We start from the raw sequence: 16,710 nt of genomic DNA, 5'->3' as shown, positions 1-16,710 counted from the left end.
CATATGTTCTACTGGCGGCGTGGGAACGAACCGACGCTACGAGCGCCATGTCGGCGCCCAGATCGATCGACGCATCGAAGAGACGGCCGGCCGCGGCCACCCCATCGGCCTGACCGACGACGAGCTAGACAAGACCCGGCAGCGGCCCACCTGGGCCGCCACTCCCCTGCCCGTCTGGGCTTGGGTCCGCTACCCCGGCAACCCCGTTCGCGTCGAGGGTTACGCCATCGCCTGGACCGCCCGAGCCGTCATGGTCGAGTGGCAGGACCGCGACGCCAGCCGCCGACTGTGGGTCTGGGCGTCCGCCGTCGAGCGACGGCCCCAGTAACCGCACATCCCCCAAGTCAGTACGTCAGCATGTTTACATGTCAGCATGCAGACTGGTAGTCTTGTCAACATGATTACAGCGGTAGTGAACCTGAAAGGCGGGTCGGGCAAGACCTCGACCGTCATCCATCTCGCAGCAGCGCTTCGCGAAACCGGGGAGAGCGTGCTCATTGTCGACGGCGACCCGCAGGGCAGCGCGCTCGACTGGGCCAACACCCTCGGTTGGGACGCGACCGGGCTGCCTCGCAACACGATCCACAAGCAGCCCTGGTTGAGCAGCAGCCACCAGAACGTGCTCATCGACACTCCCCCGGGCGATCTGGGTATCACGACGTCAGCAGCTCGAGCCGCTGACCTGATCCTGATCCCGATCCAACCCACCAGCGGCGACTTCTCCCAGTACGCGGAGACGGTCAACCTCATCGAGCAGGTTCAAGCTCTCACGGACGCGCCGGCCTTCACCCTCCTCACCCGAGTGGTCAAGCGCACGGTCGCCGCTGGGCAGATCCGCGACGCGCTCGAACCGTTCGGCGTCCCCGTCCTGACGAGCGAGATCCCGCAGGCGCAGGCTCTCGCGATGGCGTACGGCCTGCCGATCACCGATCCTGGCCAGTACCGAAACGTGCTCGCGGAGTTGAAGGGAATCGTCAAGTGAGCGAGAACCGCTTTGCGGCCGCGGGCCGCGCAGCTCGACCGAAGAGAGCCCAGGTGGGCGAAGGCACCTTCGTGCCGCCGACCCAGCTCGCCGTGTTCTCCGTTCGACTCCCCCAGGAGTCGATCCGAGCGGTGAAGATCCTGGCGGCCGAGCAGGGCGTCCCCGTACAGGTGCTCGCTGCGGAAGCCTTTCAACTCCTCCTCGCCCAGTACGAGGGACGCAAAGCTGATGACAAGTAAGCATGTAATCAAGTCAACTTCCCTACATGCATACCGGGCCGTCCGGCCCTCCCAGGCCGTCACTCGCCATCCGCGGTGACCCCGTGATTGGGAGCAGCCGGCAGACGCGGGATCGGATGACCCACGAGCTACTGCGCGTCGGCGCCGCTATCTTCCGGGGGACCTGCGCGGTGGCGGCGGCGCTGTTCGAACCCACGGCTCGGCAACTCTGGTGACGGAGGTTCGAGTCCCCACAGCACGTGCTGACTTGTAGGCATGTTTACAAGTCAGCATGTCGCGGTCGACGGTGGGGGAGGGTCGGCGTTGCCGCCCCGTGAGGGATAACCCCTCACGCTCCCCGGTATCCCGTTCCGGGGCGCGAGCTGCACTCGCGCAGCAGCGACGGAGCGCCGCCCAGAGGTTCGGCCGGCTGTGCCGGCCGCTGATGTTCGCCCGTTGGGCTCACGTTTCTTTGCCGTGAAGCCTTCGGCGGCTCCCTCCGCTTCGCTGCGGTCGTAGCTACCTACGGGCTCCGTTCAAGTGGCTGCGCCACCGGCTCCTCCGAGACTTTCGGCACGCGGTCGCTGCGCTCCCTCACATCGCGCCGAAACTCTCTCCACCGCCGCCCTCCGGGTTGCACTGCGCCCTCCGGTTGCTAAGGCGGAGAACCGCCTTCCTTACCGTTATTTCCGTGGATGCGGGGCAGTTGTAGGCTCCGGAACGCGCCAGGGGTCCTGGGTATGGCTGACCGCCTTCAGCCGCCTGATGGCATGCCGTGATTGGCCGCCCGGGACCCCGCAACGGCAGGACCGCTCATTGAGAAACGCGACCAGATCGCCCCGTAAGGACATGCCGGCACGGTCGTTCACGGCGCACCGCACCCCTCAACGGAAGGACCCTGCGTGCCCCAACTCTGGGCCGGTATCGACGCCGGCAAGACCGAACACCACTGCGTCGTCATCGACGGCAACGGAACCAAGCTGCTCTCGCAGCGCTTCAAGAACCGAGAGTCAGCGATCCTGACCCTGATGGGCGACGTCGCCTCCTTGCCGGGTGGCACCGACGTCGCGTGGGCGACGGACCTCAACCACGGCGGAACGGGGCTGCTGCAGACGCTGCTCAGCTCCCACGCGCAGCCGCTGTTCTACATCTCGGGCCGGGTCGTTCATCACGCCTCGGGCGCCTACCGAGGCGAGGCAAAGACGGACGCGAAGGACGCGGTCATCATCGCCGACCAGGCCCGGACCCGACGAGACGTGACGCTGATGCGGCAGGCCGACGACGTCACCGCGGAGCTGCGCCTGCTCTCAGCCCGGCGCGAGGACCTGGTGCACGACCGCACCCGCGCCGTAAATCGGCTACGCGCCATCCTGGTCCACTACTTCCCGTCACTCGAGGGAGCGTTCAACTACGCGACGACCAGGGGACCTCTGGTGCTGCTCACCCGGTACGCGACGCCGTCCGCGATCAGGCGGACGGGGGAGAGCCGTCTGGCGTCGTGGTTGAAGGGGCAGGGCTGTTGGAAGTCCGCGGCCGTCGCTAAGACGGCGGTGGAAGCCGCGCGCGAGCAGACCTCGGTCGTCGCGGGGGAGGATGCCGCGGCCCGGCTGGTGAGCCGGTCCGCCCGCGATCTGCTCCGCATCCGCGACGAACTCGCCGAGCTCGAGGCCGAGATCGACGCCGTTCTACAGGACAGCAGTTCTGCGGATCTGCTCGTGTCGCTCCCCGGATTCGGGCGCAGGCTCGCCGCGGACTTCCTCGCCGCAACCGGTACTGACCTCGCCGCATTCGAGACGCCCGACCGGCTGGCCAGCTTCGCGGGCCTCGCTCCCGTGCCGCGCGACTCCGGGAAGATCTCCGGCAACCACCACCGGCCACGGCGCTACGACCGGCGGCTGTTGAACGCCTGCTTCCAAGCGGCGTTCATCGCGTCGAGGAACTGCCCGGTCTCTCGCTCGTTTTACGAGCGAAAACGTGGCGAGGGCAAGTCGCACAAGCAGGCACTGATCGCACTCGCCCGACGCCGCATCAACGTCATCTGGGCAATTTTCCGCGACCAGACCAGCTATCACCCCACAGGCGCAGAGCCCGCCGCGTTCGCGTCAGGGACGATCGCAGATGGGTCGGCGGCTCGTGGTCTCGGTGCTGGCGGGAATCCGTGGGAGGGCATCGGCAACCGTCACTCGTGGTGAACCACCTCGCTGCGGGGTAATCCTGGTCAGGGATTCTGCGCGCGATCGACGCGCGCGACAATCGCGCGCAGTGCTTCGACTTCGATGCTGAGGGCGGCGGTGCCCTGAGGAGTGAGAGCGACCCAGTTCTTGGCTCGGCGGCCGTCGTAGCCCCGTCGTGTGGTGATGTGACCGGCCCTGAGTAGGACTTCGAGGTGTCGTCCAAGGTTGCCGTCGGTGAGGTCGAGGGTGGTGCGCAGGAACCGGAAGTCGGCTTCGCCGGCCTCGTGAAGGATGGTCAAAATCGCAAGACGCGTTCGTTGGTGGACGGCATCGTCCAAGGACGCGAACTCGTCGTCGGTCGACTCCTCAGCGCCTGGTGCCACGGGCACGTCCCGTCTCCTGCCGGAAAGCAGTAATACCCAGAACGACGAGGGTGATGCCGGCGATCGTGAGAACGACGCCATCGATTGACAAAGGCGTGGAACCGTAGGAAGCACCCAGGATCAACCCGCTCTCGGGGGCAGCGTCCTGCAAGAAGCTGTTGAAGAGGAAGGGGGAAACTACTGCCACCCCGAGGCCAGCAAGCCACTGGCTGCGATTTTCGAGTCGCCAACCGATCGCGAACAGGAGCACCCCGACAAGAAACGCCGGACCGACGAACTCAACAAGAAAGGCCGGACCGGCGAACATCGTGGGCAGAAACGTCAAGATCGAGATTGCGGCGATGACGGCCGCGATCGGCCCCATGCGCTCGCGCCCCATTCCCACACCTGCGTGAGCAGCAGTAGCCCTCAGCACGATCCAGAGAGCGATGCTCGTGAAGGCAGGAATCAGGAAGCCGACGGTGAACAGCGTCGAACCGGCCAGGGGCAGCAGTCCGGCTGTTACCACTCCGACGCCGGAGACGATCAGCGGAAGTGATGACACGTGCCGCGCGTCTCGGACCCGTTCTTCTAAGGGCGTGCGAGTCAGCGACATGATGCTCCGATCACTCTGTGGTGTAGAGCAACTGTACTCTGCCTTGCAGAGCGGTCGCTAGGACGTCCAGCGTCGGGACCGTTTCGAGCGGCCGCAATTCCGCGCATCAGATCGCGAACAAGCGGACGCCGACCTCAGGCCGGCGCGGTGTCGTGCGCTGCGCGAATTTTTGCCTGGAAGCCTTCGGCAGCGTACGGGCCTCCGGCGTCCACGCAAGCCGCTGCGCGGCCGGCTCCTCCGAGGTTCTCGGCACGCGGTCGCTGCGCTCCCTCCCATCGCGCCGACAACCTCTCCTCCGCCGCCCTCCGGGTTGCGCTCCCACCTCCGACCCTGCTCGGCACTACGTGCCTTCCAGGCAAAAAAACGCTGGGAGAGAAGGAAGAACGATCCGGCCAGACCACCCCCGCTGGCTTGACAAATCTGATTGAGAATCACGGCAAAAAAACGAGGGGGAGGGGCAGGGCAGGACCACCGCCCGGGACCCGACGACGAGAGGACTTCACCATGACCGACACCGCCACCACCGAACCGCAGACACCGACCCTCCCGGAGGCGGTGGCCGAGTTCGTGTCCGTGTTCTCCCACGGGGACACCGCCGACGATCTGGCCGTCCGGATGAGCTGCTGCGAGGTCGACGCGTTGGCCGGACTCCTGCGAGCATTCGGACGAGACGAGGCCGCCGACCTGTGGATCGCGGAGCACGCGACCGACGACGACGAGGGCGACGCGCACACCCCGGAAGGAGCGAAGCGATGACCGAGCAGCCGAAGGCCGACGCCGTGACAATCTATCTCGCGGCTGCGGCCGCCTACGACGAGGCGGTGACCGCGTTCCTCACCGCGGGCGCTACCTACACCGCGGCCCTCGCGAATTTCCGCGTGGCGATGACCGTCTCGCCCACTCTCTCCTGCGAGAAGGTCAACGTGATCGCGCAGATGCTCGACAAGGCCGGTGACCGCGACGCGGCCGGGTGGTGGATCCACGCGCACTGCGCCGAGGAGAAGCGCGAGGAGTTCGAAGCGCACATGGAGTTCTATCTGGAAGATTCCTCATGGCTCTGACCGTCTACTCGAAGCCCTCGTGCGTGCAGTGCACCGCGACCTACCGAGCCCTCGACGCGAAGGGCATCGAGTACACGACTGTCGACGTCACGACGAACCCCGCAGCGCTCGCCTACGTCACGGAGGAGCTGGGCTACTCCGCCGCCCCGGTGGTCGTCGCGAGCGACGAGGACCACTGGTCGGGCTTCCGCCCGGACCTCATCGAGAAGCACGCAGCGTGACCGGCCCGAACGTCGAGAGCGACGAGTACCGGGCAGGGTATCTCGCCGGGCGCGCGGACCGGCAGGGCGAGGTCGACTGGGCGGAGAACGAGGCCGATCGGTACTACCGCCTCGCCTACGGCGACGAGCGGCGTCTCCCGGCCTACGCCGTGACGCGCGCCGAGCTCGAACAGCGCAGGGCGCTGTCCGAGCCGTCCGTCGAGGTCACCCGACGCGACGCTCTCACGTCCTGGGGTATCGAGACCGAAGCACCAGAGCAGAACACCCCAAGCGCATCCCCGTCGACGTCGACGGGACGACCCACGAACCGAACGAGCAGGAGACGACAGATGAGCACCAGGACGATCACCGGCAACCTCGCCGCCGACCCCGAGGCCGTGCAGGCGGGCCGCGTCCAGATCGTGAAGCTGCGCGTCATCGAGAACACCGGCGAATACCGCGCGGGGGAGTGGACCCCGCACGACGCCCCGACCACGCACTACGTGGAAGCGAAGTTCGAACTCGGCGAGCACGTCCTCGCCTCCCTCCACAAGGGAGACGCCGTGATCGTCGTCGGCTACGAGCGCACCGTCGCCTGGGGCGAAGGAGAGAACCGCCGCACCGGCCGCGTCCTCGAAGCCGACGCCATCGGCCCCAACCTCACCCGCGCGACCGCCGTCGTCACCACAACCACCCAACGCGCACCCCGCCGCAGCGCCGCGGAGTAGAGCGCCCGCTCAGTTCTTGACGCGGAGCACGTAGAGGATGACGTGATCCTCCGGGATCGCTGCGCGCACTTCCACGATCGCCGCGGCGCTCGTCGCCGCGCTACTGCGCACCACCGTTGATGCCGATTCCGCGCGCGTCCGGTGTGCCAGCTCCCACATGCCTCCATCGTCCCATCCGGCGCCGACAGCGGCTCTCAGCTCTCGGCGGGGGAGGGCCGGCGGTGCCGTCCCGTGAGGGGCCGGCCCCTCACCCTCCCCGGTGTTCCGCTCGAGGCGCGGGGTGCGCTTCGCGCACATCGCCTGCGGCGACCGGGAGCCGCTGCGCGGCACTGCTTCGAGGTTTTTTGTTCCTCTCCGCGGTACAAACCTATTTCGCTCCGTCGTCTCCGTGCAACCTATTCCGGGCGCGGTCGCAGGCTCCCTTATTTCGCCCGGAATAGGCGTCACTCCGCCGCCTCCACTCAAACGGTTCTTCCCGCCGGAGAGGCACAAAAAAACGATCAGACAAGACGAAAGCCCCGTAGTTGATCTAGAACCACGGGACCCGTCGCGTCGATCCTCGCACAGGGAGAATCGCCATGACCAGCACGACCACCGCCCGCAAGACCGCCGCCAAGAAGCGCGCACCGCGGACCACGCCGGAGGAGCGCCGCGAGCAGGCCGCCGCGCTGCACGAGAGCATCGCCGAGCAGGTCGAGGCGCTGCGCGACTCCGACCAGTGGCGCCGGTTCCTCTCGTTCGCGTCCTCGTTCCACCGCTACAGCCTGGGCAACCTGCTGCTGATCCTCGCTCAGCGCCCCGACGCCTCCGCCGTCGCCGGGTTCCGCGCGTGGCAGGCCAAGGGCCGCCAGGTACGCAAGGGCGAGAAGGCGATCAAGATTTTCGGCTTCGCTCAGCGGAAGATCGCCGCCGACGAGGAGGCCGAGGAGGGCACCACGACCAGCACCGACGAGACGGGGCAGAAGGTCCAGACGTACTACCCGCTCGTGTCCGTGTTCGCGATCGAGCAGACCGACCTGATGGAGGGCGCCGAGGATCCCCGCGACATCGCGCAGTTGCTCACCGGGGAGCACGATCACGGCGTCATTGCGCCGCTGACGGCCTCTCTCGAGGCCGAGGGGTGGACGGTCGAGCGCCGCCCGCTGCCGCAGGGAACGAACGGCTACGCCGCCCCCGAGGAGCGCACGGTCGTCGTGGATTCCAGCCTGTCGCCGGAGCAGGCCGCAAAGACCCTGATCCACGAGGCCGCGCACGTGCTGATGGGTCACGTCGATGACCTGGAGGAGTACGCGCAGCACCGAGGGCTGATGGAGACGGAAGCCGAGTCCGTCGCGTTCGTCGTCGCCGGGCTCGTCGGATTCGACACCAGCGCCTACAGCGTCGGCTACGTCGCGACGTGGAGCGACTGCAAGGCCGACACGATCCGCGAGACGGCCGCGCGGGTACTCACCACCGCGCACCGCATCGCCGCGATCCTCGACGCCGACGACGACGAGAGCGACGACGAGAGCTGAGAGGCGGCGGGCCGGCCTTCGGGCCGGCCCGTGAGGGGCGACCCCCTCACACTCCCCGACATTCCCCGTTCCGGGGAGCGCGAGCTGCACTCGCGCAGCGGTGACGGAGCACCGCCGGTAGGAGGCCGCTACGCGGCCCGTTTCCCCGTTTTCTTCACCTCTCCGCGGTCTCAACCTATTTCGCTCCACCGGCTACGTGCCACCGCTATCGGACGCGCCCTGCGGGCTTATTTCGCCCGATAGCGGCGTCACTGCGCCGCCTCCACTCAAACGGTTCTTCCCGCCGGAGAGGCAAAGAAAAACGATCAGCCAGAGGGAGACACACCATGACTCAGCAGCGCGGCACCCGTACCGAGGTCATCAAGAGCGAGTACCACGGACCCGGGACGGAGGGCATCAGCCGGACCGCCCGTCAGGTGGTCATCGTCGGCGCCGGTGGCCGCGACCCGGTGACCGAGCAGACCCCTGCCGTGCACCTGGTCACCCGCAGCGGAGCGGTCGCCGGGGTGACGCTGCAGCACTTCGAGCCCGTCGAGCCCGTGGGGGAGGGCCGGATCGGCTACATGGCTTCCGGCGCCTACGTCGTCGTTCCGGTCGACGTCGCGCGAGCGCTCGACCTGTTCCCGGCCGCGTACGCGCTGCACGACCGCAGCGAGACGCCCGCCGACTACCGCGACAACGACTGAACCCCCGAGACGAGAAGGAGACAGAGCATGCTCACCATCACCCACACCCCCGAGGCCGGAACCCTCATCGAGGGCACCAGCCGCGGGGACGGCACCGCCGAGATCCTGAAGGCGTCCGGCTGGCGCTGGGGTCGCTCCATCGGCGCCTGGTACGTCCCGCAGTCCCGGGACCGCCTGCCGAAGTGGTGGACCATCAACCGCGCCGCGACCGCCCTGCGCGACGCCGGACACGAGGTCACCATCGAGGCCGAAGAGACGTTCCGCCCGACTGCCGAGGCGGAGGCGGCGACCATCGAGCGTCAGGCGGCCCGCGTCGACGCGCTCGACGCGAAGGCCGACCGGCGAGCAGCGGATGCCGACACCGCCGACGCGGCCGCGCGCCGCGCGTTCGATCGGCTCCCGGAGGGTGGCGAGCCGATCAAGATCGGCCACCACTCCGAGACGCGGCACCGTAACGCGATCGTGAAGGCCCACAACGCGATGGGTCGCAGCGTCGAGGCCGACCGCGAGGCCACCCGCGCCCGCGCCCGCGCCGACGTCGCCGCCCACACCACCGAATCCCGCTACGCGCCGGGAATGGTTGCCCGCCGGATCGACCGGCTCGATACCGACATTCGCGGCTACACGCGGAAGATCGAGGGCAGCTCGCACAACTTCGGCGGCGGCTACATCGAGACGACCGCCCCCGCCACCGGCGACCGACTCGACCGGCTGCACGCCGAGCGCGCGCAGCTCGAAGATCAGCGCGACTACTGGTCGGAGGTCCGCGAGGCGCAGGCCGCCGCCGGACAGGTCACGATCTACAGCCGCGAGACGATCGCCAAGGGCGACGCGATCAAGCACAAGCACGGGTGGAGCGTCGTGACCCGCGGAAACCCCAAGACCGTGACCGTCGCGCTGGACTGGAACGCCGGGACGCGCCCCTACTCCGTCGCCTACGCCGACGTGCAAGGACACCGCACCGCCGCGGAACTCGGCGCGGCCCGCGAGGCTGTCGCGGAGACGGCCGCGGCGAGCTGAGCGGGCGAGGGCCGGCCTCCGGGCCGGCCCGTGAGGGGCGACCCCCTCACACTCCCCGGCATCCCCGTTCCGGGGGCGCGAGCTCCGCCCGCGCAGCGGTGACGGAGCACCGCCGAGGGGAGGCCGCTACGCGGCCCGATTCCCCGTTTTCTTCACCTCTCCGCGGTTCAAACCTATTTCGCTCCACCGGCTCCGCGCCACCCATTCCGGACGCGGTCGCTGCGCTCCCTTATTTCGCCCGGAATGGGCGTCACTCCGCCGCCTCCACTCAAACGGTTCTTCCCGCCGGAGAGGCAAAGAAAAACGATCAGCCAGAGGGAGCACCCACACCATGCAGACCGCCACCGAATTGCAGACCACGGCTAAGACCTATCTCACGCTCGCGAACACCCGCGCGGTGAGCATCCGCGTCGTGGGCACCGACCCCAGGACGACGCCCTCCGTGCTCGTCACCCGCCGCAAGTCCGGTGTCTGGGAGGCGTGGCACTCCGACGAGCTGCACGGCATCACCAGCGGCTCGTTCCGCCACTGCGTCACCCACGCTCGCCGCGCAGCGATCCGCCGCGTCGCCCCGTTCATGAGCCGCTGAGAGGACCACACCATGACCCCCACCGACACCGGCCGCGCCACGGCCGAACAGCTCGCCCTCATCCTCGACACCCGCCGCGCCGAGTCCGACGACGACGCGACCGCCGCGGACGCCGAGATCCTCGCGCACATCCGCAACACGCTCACCCTGCCCGGAGAAGGGGCCCCCGGCGGATTCCCGGTCACCGACGACGGCACCGCCTACGCCGCCGCGCTGATCGCGTTCCTCACCCCCGCCGAGAAGCAGGACACCGGCGCGGCCCTGGCCGCTTTCCTCACCCCGACCCCGGAGACGCTGGACGAGCGCGCGGCACGCATCGAGTCGAACCGGCGGGTGGATGAGGGGTGGCAGGCGCTCTCCCCGGCGGAGCAGGCCGCGCAGATCGCGGCCGTCGAGCGGACGGAGAACCCCGGCGGGCCGTGCGACTGCGCCAACTGCTACGAGCCCGCCGACCGGTAGCCGCGCGGTGCGGGCCGGCCTTCCGGGCCGGCCCGTGAGGGGCGACCCCCTCACACTCCCCGGCATCCCCGTTCCGGGGGCGCGAGCTCCGCCCGCGCAGCGGTGACGGAGCACCGCCGAAGGGAAGCCGCTACGCGGCCCGTTTCCCCGTTTTCTTCACCTCTCCGCGGTTTCAATCTATCTCGCTCCGTCTGCTACGTGCCGAGCATTTCGGACGCGGGCGCAAGCGCCCTTATTTCGCCCGAAATGCTCGGCACTCCGCCGACTCCACTCAATTGATTTCATCCCGCCGGAGAGGCAAAGAAAAACGATCAGGAAGACGACAAAAGCCCCGTAGTTGATCTAGAACCACGGGACCCGTCGCCTCAATGATCGCACATTGATTGAGGAGAAACCATCGTGAACACCACCGCAACCGGGACCATCGAGCACATCGACCCGACCGCCCTCGTGATCGAGCAGAACGTCCGCACCAGCGCCCCGCTGACCAAGGAGTTCATCGACTCCATCCGTCAGAGCGGGATCCTGTCGCCTGTGCTCGGACGCCGCGACGAGCACGGCAACGTCATCGTCCGCGCGGGGCAGCGCCGGACCCTCGCGAGCCGTGAAATCGGCCTCGCGACGATCCCTGTCTACGTCGTGGAGGGCGACGACAAGACCGCCGAGCGGATCGTGCAGCAGATCATCGAGAACGACCAGCGCGCCGAACTCACCACCGCCGACCGCACCGCCGCGTGGGCGCAGCTGTCGTTCGAGGGCCTGTCGGCCGCGAGCATCGCCAAGCGCACCGGCACCAAGGCCGCGACCGTGAAAGCGGGACTGGCGGTCGAGGAGTCCGCAGTCGCGCGGACCGCGCTGCACGAGCACGAGCTGACCCTGGACCAGGCCGCGATCATCCTCGAATTTGAGGACGACGAGGAAGCCCGCGCCGACCTCATCACCGTCGCCACCACCAACCCGAGCCAGTTCACCCACACCGCAGAGCGCCACCGCAAGGCGCGCGCCCGCCACATCGCCGTCCTCGTGGAGGAGGCGAACCAGGAGGCCGCAGGCTTCACCCTCCTCACCCGCGATCAGGTCGACGGCGAGGGCAGCGCGTGGGTCGTCATCGACCCGCTGCGCACGGAGGACGGCAAGCGCGTCACCGTCGAGCACATCGCGACCATCGAGCCGCGGGGCGTCCTCGTGAGCACCATCTACGACGGCAACACCCACGTCTCCTACGCGATCCAGGACCCCGCCGCCCACGGATTCAGCTACGCCTACAACGCGCCCGCCGCACCCGAGACGGAGGAAGAGAAGGCCGCGAAGTCCGCCGAGCGCCGCATCCTCCTCGCGAACAACCGCGCCTGGATCGCCGCCGAGACGGTGCGCCGCGACTGGATCGCGACGCTCCTGTCCCGGAAGACCCTCCCGAAGGACGCCGAGCGCGTCATCGCCCTGGGACTGACCGCGCACCGCTCGTCGGTGTCGGGCGGGATGGGCAACGGCAACGCGCTCGCTCACACCCTCCTCGGCGTCACCCAGCCCTCCGGCTACCACGCCGACGCGCTGGCCCCGCTGGTCGAGGCGAACCCCGCGAAGGCCCGCCTGGTCGCGCTGGCCGTCGTCCTCGCAGGGCAGGAGGCGAACACGAGCAAAGAGTCCTGGCGCCGCGGCGACGCCCGCGCCGCCGCTCACTTCCGCCAGCTCGCGGCCTGGGGTTACGCGCTCTCCCCGGTCGAGCAGGTCGTCACCGGCGACACCACCGCCGCCGACGCCGCGGCCCTGAACTAGCCCGCTCCGCGGGGACCGGCAGCCGCCGGTCCCCGCCCTCCTCCCTCGACTCTGCAGAAAGGCCCACCATGACTACCACCACGACCCCCGCCCCCGACGTCGATGAGTGGGGACACACCCCCGCGCTGCGCGCCGCGCAAGTGTTCGTCAACGTCGCCGCCGAGTCTGGCGACACCCGCGCCCTTCACGTCGCCGTGCGCGTCCTGCTCACCGCCGCCGCTCACCACGCCTGGCCCACCGCCACGGCCCTCGTCTTCAAGCGCGAGACGGTCGGCACGTTCGCCGGATTCTGGGCGCTCTGGCGTGTCACCGACTCCGGACACCGCGTGCTGCGGGAGTGGGAGGACGAGCCCGACGAGATGAGCGACGAGAGCGACGAGGAGCGCGTCGCGCTCGACCTCATCACCAACAGCCACGAGACACAGGACTACGCCGACACCTTCGGACCCCTCAGCGAGGGCGTGGCGGTCGGATACCACCTCTACATGCTCTGAGCGTGCGTGCGGGCCGACCCGGAACGGGCCGGCCCGCACGAGGGGGAGAGCCCCCTCGACCCCCCGTCACGCGCGTGGAACGGCCACCCGCGCTCGAGCGGTGGTCAGCGGCGGGGACGCGCCTTGTGCGTCTTCCCCGCCCGGATGTTCCGGTTCTCGATCACACCGACGACGGCCAGCCCGATCGCGACTGCGACGAGGAGCACCCAGCCGAGGACGTTGAACCACTGGCCGGCGAACGCCGCGAACGTCTGCTCGCCCGCGATGCTGGCGAACATCAGCGACAGGCCGAACCAGACCATGCCGTTGCTGACCAGCGCGGCACGAGCCAGGGGAGTGCGGGGATTCGCCATGCCCTCACCCTCGCAGTTGAGGCTGGGACTGACCCCGATGGAGTGCCGCCGAGCAGCGGGACCAGGGCGACTTGCTTACTTGATGACAAGTAGACAAGTCAGTTCGCCGGCTGCCCGTCGCCGTCCCGGCGCCGTCGAGCTCGACGCAGCTTCGGGAAGCCGTTCAGCGCCTCGAACGTGATGATCGAGCGGGTCAGAGTCTCTGTCCCCAGCCGCTCATAGGCCCGTCGAGTGATCGGCCGGTTTCGGCAGAAGGTGTCGTGAAACCACGCCCGCGGGAGGTACCCCTCCGAGTAGAGGTCGTGGAAGTAGGTCGCGATCGCTTCTTTCAGCAGCAGGTCCGACCACAGCTCCGCCGTAGCCGGCGGCAGGCGGAAGAACCTCACAGCGGCGATCACACGCCGCGCCACCGCCGACACGCTCGCCACCGTCAACGCGAGGAAGAAGAGTCCGAGGAACCAGTGCTGCCCGTCGTTGCCGTTCGCGAAGATGGCCCAGGTCAGCAGGCCAGGGAACGCGACACCGACCAGCGCGTAAGGAATCGCGGTAAGTAGCGATCGGCGCTCCGCTGTGCGCAGCGCCGTCGCCGCGTGGCCGGCCTCGCCCAACTCGCCTCCGAGCGTCGGGCAGCGCGTCGTCACCGTGAACGAATCCGGGACGGGCGTCCCGTGCAAGTGCTTCGCGTTCAGAGCGCGATGCAAGGCGACGTCGCGCAGCTCGTTGTCATCGGCGCCGGTGAGATACCCCTCTGGCACCGCGTACTGATGCGCGGCGAACGCCAGCAGCTCGTGCGACGGCTCGACGCGCTCGTCGCCGTCCCCGAAGATCGAGGCGGCGGGAGAGTAGTGGATCATCTTCCCGCCGCGCGAGAACACCGACCGAGCGACCGCCGAGCGCACGCGCTGGCGATCGCTGCCGTCCGCGTTCGCTGTGATCAGGCCGCCCAGGCGTCCCCACGGTCCGCGATACAGGGCCGACATCTCCCGCACGACACTCACCGGCACTCCTCCCGTCCGACGCTCATCCGAGCGTCAACGGTAACGCCGCCCTAGTGGGCGTCGTCGTACGCCTTCTGGACCTCAGCAGAGATGCGGCCACGCTCGGAGACGTTGCGGCCGTTCTTCGCCGCCCACTCCCGGATCGCCTTCAACCGCTCCGGGTCACTCTTCCCGCGCGAAGGAGCCGAGGAGCCGGCGTTGCCGTCACGCCGCACGCGGCGGCCGGCATCGACGTACTTCTCGAACACGCGGCGCAGCTCGGCGGTGTTCTCTGCCGACAGATCGATTTCGTAGTTCGCGCCGTCAATCGAGAACGTGACGGTTCCACCGTCACCCTCGATCGGAGAGCCGTCCAGGTCATCGATAAGAGTGAGCTTCTGCGCCATCAGGGTTTCTCCAAGCAGGTAAAGGTAGTCGCCTCATGTCTAGCAGTCACGCATTCCCTATTGCCGTTGCCCCCACGCGCCGTTCCAGTACTCGGCGTTTTCGCTGAGTGTGCGGAGTACCTCATCGGGCGCTGCCGAAGCTGGCCAGAATTGAAGAAGGTACCGATCGACCACCCCCTCCGCGAACTCGTCAGCATTCCCGGCGTCACGGCCCTGAGCGCTCACCCGCACGCGATAGCTGCCCGCCGGCAGAGCGAGGTCTCCGCCCGACATGCCGCCCCACCCTTCCCACCGGACGGCATCACCGTCCTGGAACGCGGCCGACACCTCGACAACATCGTCCCAATCACTCGGCGCCGGCTCCCGCTCCCACAGCTCGACCCGCACCCCAGAACCACCCGACCGTCGCGCCATCACGACATGCACAACGCCCGGAACGGCCGCAGCGACCCAGCCGTTGACCTGACCGGCGAAGAACCGGTCCGCGTCCCCGTCCCACATGCCTGTCTGCGTCACCGTGAACTGCCCGTAGTCGGTCATCACAACTGCGTCCATCAGCACCAACACCACGGACGCACTCTAACCAGCACCGGTGCAGCGCGGCCCGCGCGATCCTGGCCGACGTCGAACGCCAGCTCGACGCCAACAGCGGCGCCCGCCGCGACCGCTGGCAGCCCGCCAGTGATCGCGCCCGAGGAGCCTACGGAGAAAGGATCGCGGCGCCGGCGGCTGCGCCGCCACCGCATCGGGCGCGCTCGGGGTCAGCGTGATGCGCAGCTCCCGCGCCGACTCATCCGGCGTCGACGTCGACCACTCGGCCGGATCGTGACCGTCCGGGACGACGTAGCCGCCACAGTCGACCACGGCGCCCTCCCGGTCGACCGTGACGCTCTGCACCAGCAGAGTGCCGGAGTCGTCGTACGGACTTCGCCCTTCGAGGACGTGGGTCGCGTCGATCCGGAGGCTCTTCGACCAGGAGAGCCGGCCGACGACGCCGGCCGGTGACGACGCCCACCATTGAGTGCCGTTCCACTCCACCCGCAGCTCGTCTCCGACCCGCACCGCCCCCACATGCTCAGTGACCGTCGAGTGGTACAGGCTCGACAGCATCGGGGTCCCGCGGTCCGCAAGAGTCTGGGAGCGCGCCCCTGCGATCCCGAACCGGCGATCACCGTTCTTGTGCATGGACCCGAGCTGCGGGTGACCGTCAGCCGCGGCCGGCGCATCCGTCGACGGGTCGAGAGTCATCCGCCTAGCCTCCCGCTACGGGAGGGAGCGGATCGAGCAGATGCGGTCCGTTGTTACGGACGCTGTTCACGTCGCGGGACACCTCGTAGTGCTCGAGGTCGTGCGCGACCGCGTACGACTCCCGGTCGAGCAGCTGCATCAGAGCGTCGACGTCGAGGTGTCCGCCGAGCCAGTCGTCGTACCCGTCCGGCGTGATGCATGCCGGCATCCGGTCGTGGACCTCACCCGGCGCTACATGCGAGTCGCGGGTGATGATCGCCGTCGACAGGCGCCACTTCTCCGGATCGTCCTCCGCCTTCGACGGATCCGGCCACGCCGACACGATGCCCGCCATCGCGAGGGCCGCGTCGGGCTCGTAGATGAAGTGCGGCTGCTTCCCCGTCTCCGTGACCGTCCACTCGTAGTAGCCGGCCGCCGGGATCAGCACCCGCGACGTCGCGAACGCCTTCCGGAACATGGGCGAGCTCGCGACCGTCTCGATCCGCGCGTTGATCGGCTGCGGCCGCTGCTTCTTGAAGTCCTTCGCCCAAACCGGCACGAACCCCCAGTGCACGGTCGGCGCCGACCGCTCCCCGTCGCGCTCACGCACGACGGTCACTGGCGACGTCGGCGCCACGTTGAAGTTCGGCCGCATTCCGGCGAAGCCGCCCGTGAAGAGGTCCGGGAGCAAGCCCTCGGTGTTGTCCTTAACGACGAAACGACCGCACATGCGCCTAGCTTACGGACGGCGCCGCCCGTACTGGGGTCGACGGTGCGAGGCCAGTCAGCGCATCGAGGCACGCGGAGTAAGGAACACCTGGCCCTCACTGTTGACCTTGATGCTCATCGGACTCCGCACACTGAAAC

At 68.6% G+C, this 16,710-nt stretch carries 24 protein-coding genes; 15 read left to right on the top strand and 9 right to left on the bottom strand.

What is annotated here, in order from left to right; all coding sequences use genetic code 11:
• Positions 1-19: 19 nt before the first annotated feature.
• From C5D36_RS13850 to C5D36_RS13835, 4 genes are all read left to right on the top strand, one after another.
• Positions 20-328 (top strand): hypothetical protein, encoded by a 309-nt coding sequence (locus C5D36_RS13850; protein ID WP_104227116.1) that lies wholly within the window; start codon positions 20-22, stop codon positions 326-328.
• 69 nt (positions 329-397) lie between these two features.
• On the top strand, positions 398-982 hold the full coding sequence (locus C5D36_RS13845; protein WP_181072910.1) for an AAA family ATPase: 585 nt from the start codon (positions 398-400) through the stop codon (positions 980-982).
• Positions 979-1,221: a ribbon-helix-helix domain-containing protein gene (locus C5D36_RS13840; RefSeq protein ID WP_146078847.1), complete on the top strand. Its 243-nt coding sequence runs from the start codon at positions 979-981 to the stop codon at positions 1,219-1,221. Before C5D36_RS13845 ends, C5D36_RS13840 begins: the two co-directional genes overlap by 4 nt.
• Positions 1,222-2,102: 881 nt before the next feature.
• Complete coding sequence (locus tag C5D36_RS13835) at positions 2,103-3,392, top strand: IS110 family transposase (RefSeq protein WP_258059506.1); 1,290 nt, start codon at positions 2,103-2,105, stop codon at positions 3,390-3,392.
• A 26-nt stretch (positions 3,393-3,418) separates the two neighbouring features.
• Here the strand turns inward: C5D36_RS13835 and C5D36_RS13830 are convergent, their stop codons facing one another.
• Both C5D36_RS13830 and C5D36_RS16660 read right to left on the bottom strand, forming a co-directional pair.
• Positions 3,419-3,763, bottom strand: coding sequence for a transcriptional regulator (locus tag C5D36_RS13830; protein WP_258059507.1), 345 nt, complete (start codon positions 3,761-3,763; stop codon positions 3,419-3,421).
• The gene (locus tag C5D36_RS16660) at positions 3,741-4,352 is read right to left on the bottom strand and encodes a hypothetical protein (protein ID WP_146078846.1); all 612 of its coding nucleotides are present in this window, start codon (positions 4,350-4,352) and stop codon (positions 3,741-3,743) included. The genes C5D36_RS13830 and C5D36_RS16660 overlap by 23 nt, the downstream gene beginning before the upstream one ends.
• A gap of 504 nt (positions 4,353-4,856) precedes the next feature.
• Here C5D36_RS16660 and C5D36_RS13825 point away from each other — a divergent pair.
• The 4 genes from C5D36_RS13825 to C5D36_RS17045 are packed head-to-tail and all read left to right on the top strand — an operon-like array spanning position 4,857 to position 6,341.
• Complete coding sequence (locus tag C5D36_RS13825) at positions 4,857-5,108, top strand: hypothetical protein (protein WP_104224211.1); 252 nt, start codon at positions 4,857-4,859, stop codon at positions 5,106-5,108.
• Complete coding sequence (locus tag C5D36_RS13820; protein WP_104224210.1) at positions 5,105-5,413, top strand: hypothetical protein; 309 nt, start codon at positions 5,105-5,107, stop codon at positions 5,411-5,413. The genes C5D36_RS13825 and C5D36_RS13820 overlap by 4 nt, the downstream gene beginning before the upstream one ends.
• A complete protein-coding gene (gene nrdH / locus C5D36_RS13815) occupies positions 5,404-5,634 on the top strand; it encodes a glutaredoxin-like protein NrdH (protein ID WP_104224209.1) in 231 nt (76 codons plus the stop codon). Before C5D36_RS13820 ends, nrdH begins: the two co-directional genes overlap by 10 nt.
• Positions 5,631-6,341 (top strand): single-stranded DNA-binding protein, encoded by a 711-nt coding sequence (locus C5D36_RS17045; RefSeq protein WP_104227118.1) that lies wholly within the window; start codon positions 5,631-5,633, stop codon positions 6,339-6,341. The genes nrdH and C5D36_RS17045 overlap by 4 nt, the downstream gene beginning before the upstream one ends.
• 9 nt (positions 6,342-6,350) lie before the next feature.
• Here C5D36_RS17045 and C5D36_RS16935 read toward each other — a convergent pair whose 3' ends face one another.
• The gene (locus tag C5D36_RS16935; protein ID WP_181072908.1) at positions 6,351-6,500 is read right to left on the bottom strand and encodes a hypothetical protein; all 150 of its coding nucleotides are present in this window, start codon (positions 6,498-6,500) and stop codon (positions 6,351-6,353) included.
• A 419-nt stretch (positions 6,501-6,919) separates the two neighbouring features.
• On the opposite strand from C5D36_RS16935, the gene C5D36_RS13805 reads away from it, so the two are divergent.
• From C5D36_RS13805 to C5D36_RS13770, 7 genes are all read left to right on the top strand, one after another.
• Positions 6,920-7,855 carry an ArdC-like ssDNA-binding domain-containing protein gene (locus tag C5D36_RS13805; protein WP_104227119.1) on the top strand — a complete coding sequence of 312 codons (936 nt, stop codon included), beginning with the start codon at positions 6,920-6,922 and terminating at the stop codon, positions 7,853-7,855.
• 326 nt (positions 7,856-8,181) lie between these two features.
• The gene (locus tag C5D36_RS13800; protein WP_104227120.1) at positions 8,182-8,541 is read left to right on the top strand and encodes a hypothetical protein; all 360 of its coding nucleotides are present in this window, start codon (positions 8,182-8,184) and stop codon (positions 8,539-8,541) included.
• Positions 8,542-8,568: 27 nt separating this feature from the next.
• A complete protein-coding gene (locus tag C5D36_RS13795; protein WP_104227121.1) occupies positions 8,569-9,561 on the top strand; it encodes a DUF3560 domain-containing protein in 993 nt (330 codons plus the stop codon).
• A 331-nt stretch (positions 9,562-9,892) separates the two neighbouring features.
• Positions 9,893-10,150: a hypothetical protein gene (locus C5D36_RS13790; RefSeq protein ID WP_104227122.1), complete on the top strand. Its 258-nt coding sequence runs from the start codon at positions 9,893-9,895 to the stop codon at positions 10,148-10,150.
• A 12-nt stretch (positions 10,151-10,162) separates the two neighbouring features.
• Positions 10,163-10,609, top strand: coding sequence for a hypothetical protein (locus C5D36_RS13785; protein WP_104227123.1), 447 nt, complete (start codon positions 10,163-10,165; stop codon positions 10,607-10,609).
• A 399-nt stretch (positions 10,610-11,008) separates the two neighbouring features.
• A complete protein-coding gene (locus tag C5D36_RS13780) occupies positions 11,009-12,385 on the top strand; it encodes a ParB/RepB/Spo0J family partition protein (RefSeq protein WP_181072906.1) in 1,377 nt (458 codons plus the stop codon).
• Positions 12,386-12,453: 68 nt separating this feature from the next.
• Positions 12,454-12,879, top strand: coding sequence for a hypothetical protein (locus C5D36_RS13770; RefSeq protein ID WP_146078855.1), 426 nt, complete (start codon positions 12,454-12,456; stop codon positions 12,877-12,879).
• A 104-nt stretch (positions 12,880-12,983) separates the two neighbouring features.
• Here C5D36_RS13770 and C5D36_RS13765 read toward each other — a convergent pair whose 3' ends face one another.
• The 6 genes from C5D36_RS13765 to C5D36_RS13740 form a co-directional block, all read right to left on the bottom strand.
• Positions 12,984-13,232 carry a hypothetical protein gene (locus tag C5D36_RS13765; RefSeq protein ID WP_104227071.1) on the bottom strand — a complete coding sequence of 83 codons (249 nt, stop codon included), beginning with the start codon at positions 13,230-13,232 and terminating at the stop codon, positions 12,984-12,986.
• Positions 13,233-13,330: 98 nt separating this feature from the next.
• Positions 13,331-14,230, bottom strand: coding sequence for a hypothetical protein (locus tag C5D36_RS16930; protein ID WP_104227072.1), 900 nt, complete (start codon positions 14,228-14,230; stop codon positions 13,331-13,333).
• A 50-nt stretch (positions 14,231-14,280) separates the two neighbouring features.
• A complete protein-coding gene (locus C5D36_RS13755) occupies positions 14,281-14,616 on the bottom strand; it encodes an Lsr2 family protein (protein WP_104227073.1) in 336 nt (111 codons plus the stop codon).
• Between the two features lie 57 nt (positions 14,617-14,673).
• The gene (locus C5D36_RS13750) at positions 14,674-15,186 is read right to left on the bottom strand and encodes a hypothetical protein (RefSeq protein ID WP_104227074.1); all 513 of its coding nucleotides are present in this window, start codon (positions 15,184-15,186) and stop codon (positions 14,674-14,676) included.
• A gap of 9 nt (positions 15,187-15,195) precedes the next feature.
• Positions 15,196-15,864 (bottom strand): hypothetical protein, encoded by a 669-nt coding sequence (locus C5D36_RS13745; RefSeq protein ID WP_104227075.1) that lies wholly within the window; start codon positions 15,862-15,864, stop codon positions 15,196-15,198.
• Positions 15,865-15,868: 4 nt separating this feature from the next.
• On the bottom strand, positions 15,869-16,573 hold the full coding sequence (locus C5D36_RS13740; protein ID WP_104227076.1) for an SOS response-associated peptidase: 705 nt from the start codon (positions 16,571-16,573) through the stop codon (positions 15,869-15,871).
• Positions 16,574-16,710 lie beyond the last annotated feature (137 nt).

Source organism: Rathayibacter sp. AY1C6 (genome assembly GCF_002931535.1).
GTDB lineage: Bacteria > Actinomycetota > Actinomycetes > Actinomycetales > Microbacteriaceae > Rathayibacter.
The sequence above is the reverse complement of the archived record's forward strand: the minus strand, read 5'-3'. Positions and strand labels throughout refer to the sequence as shown.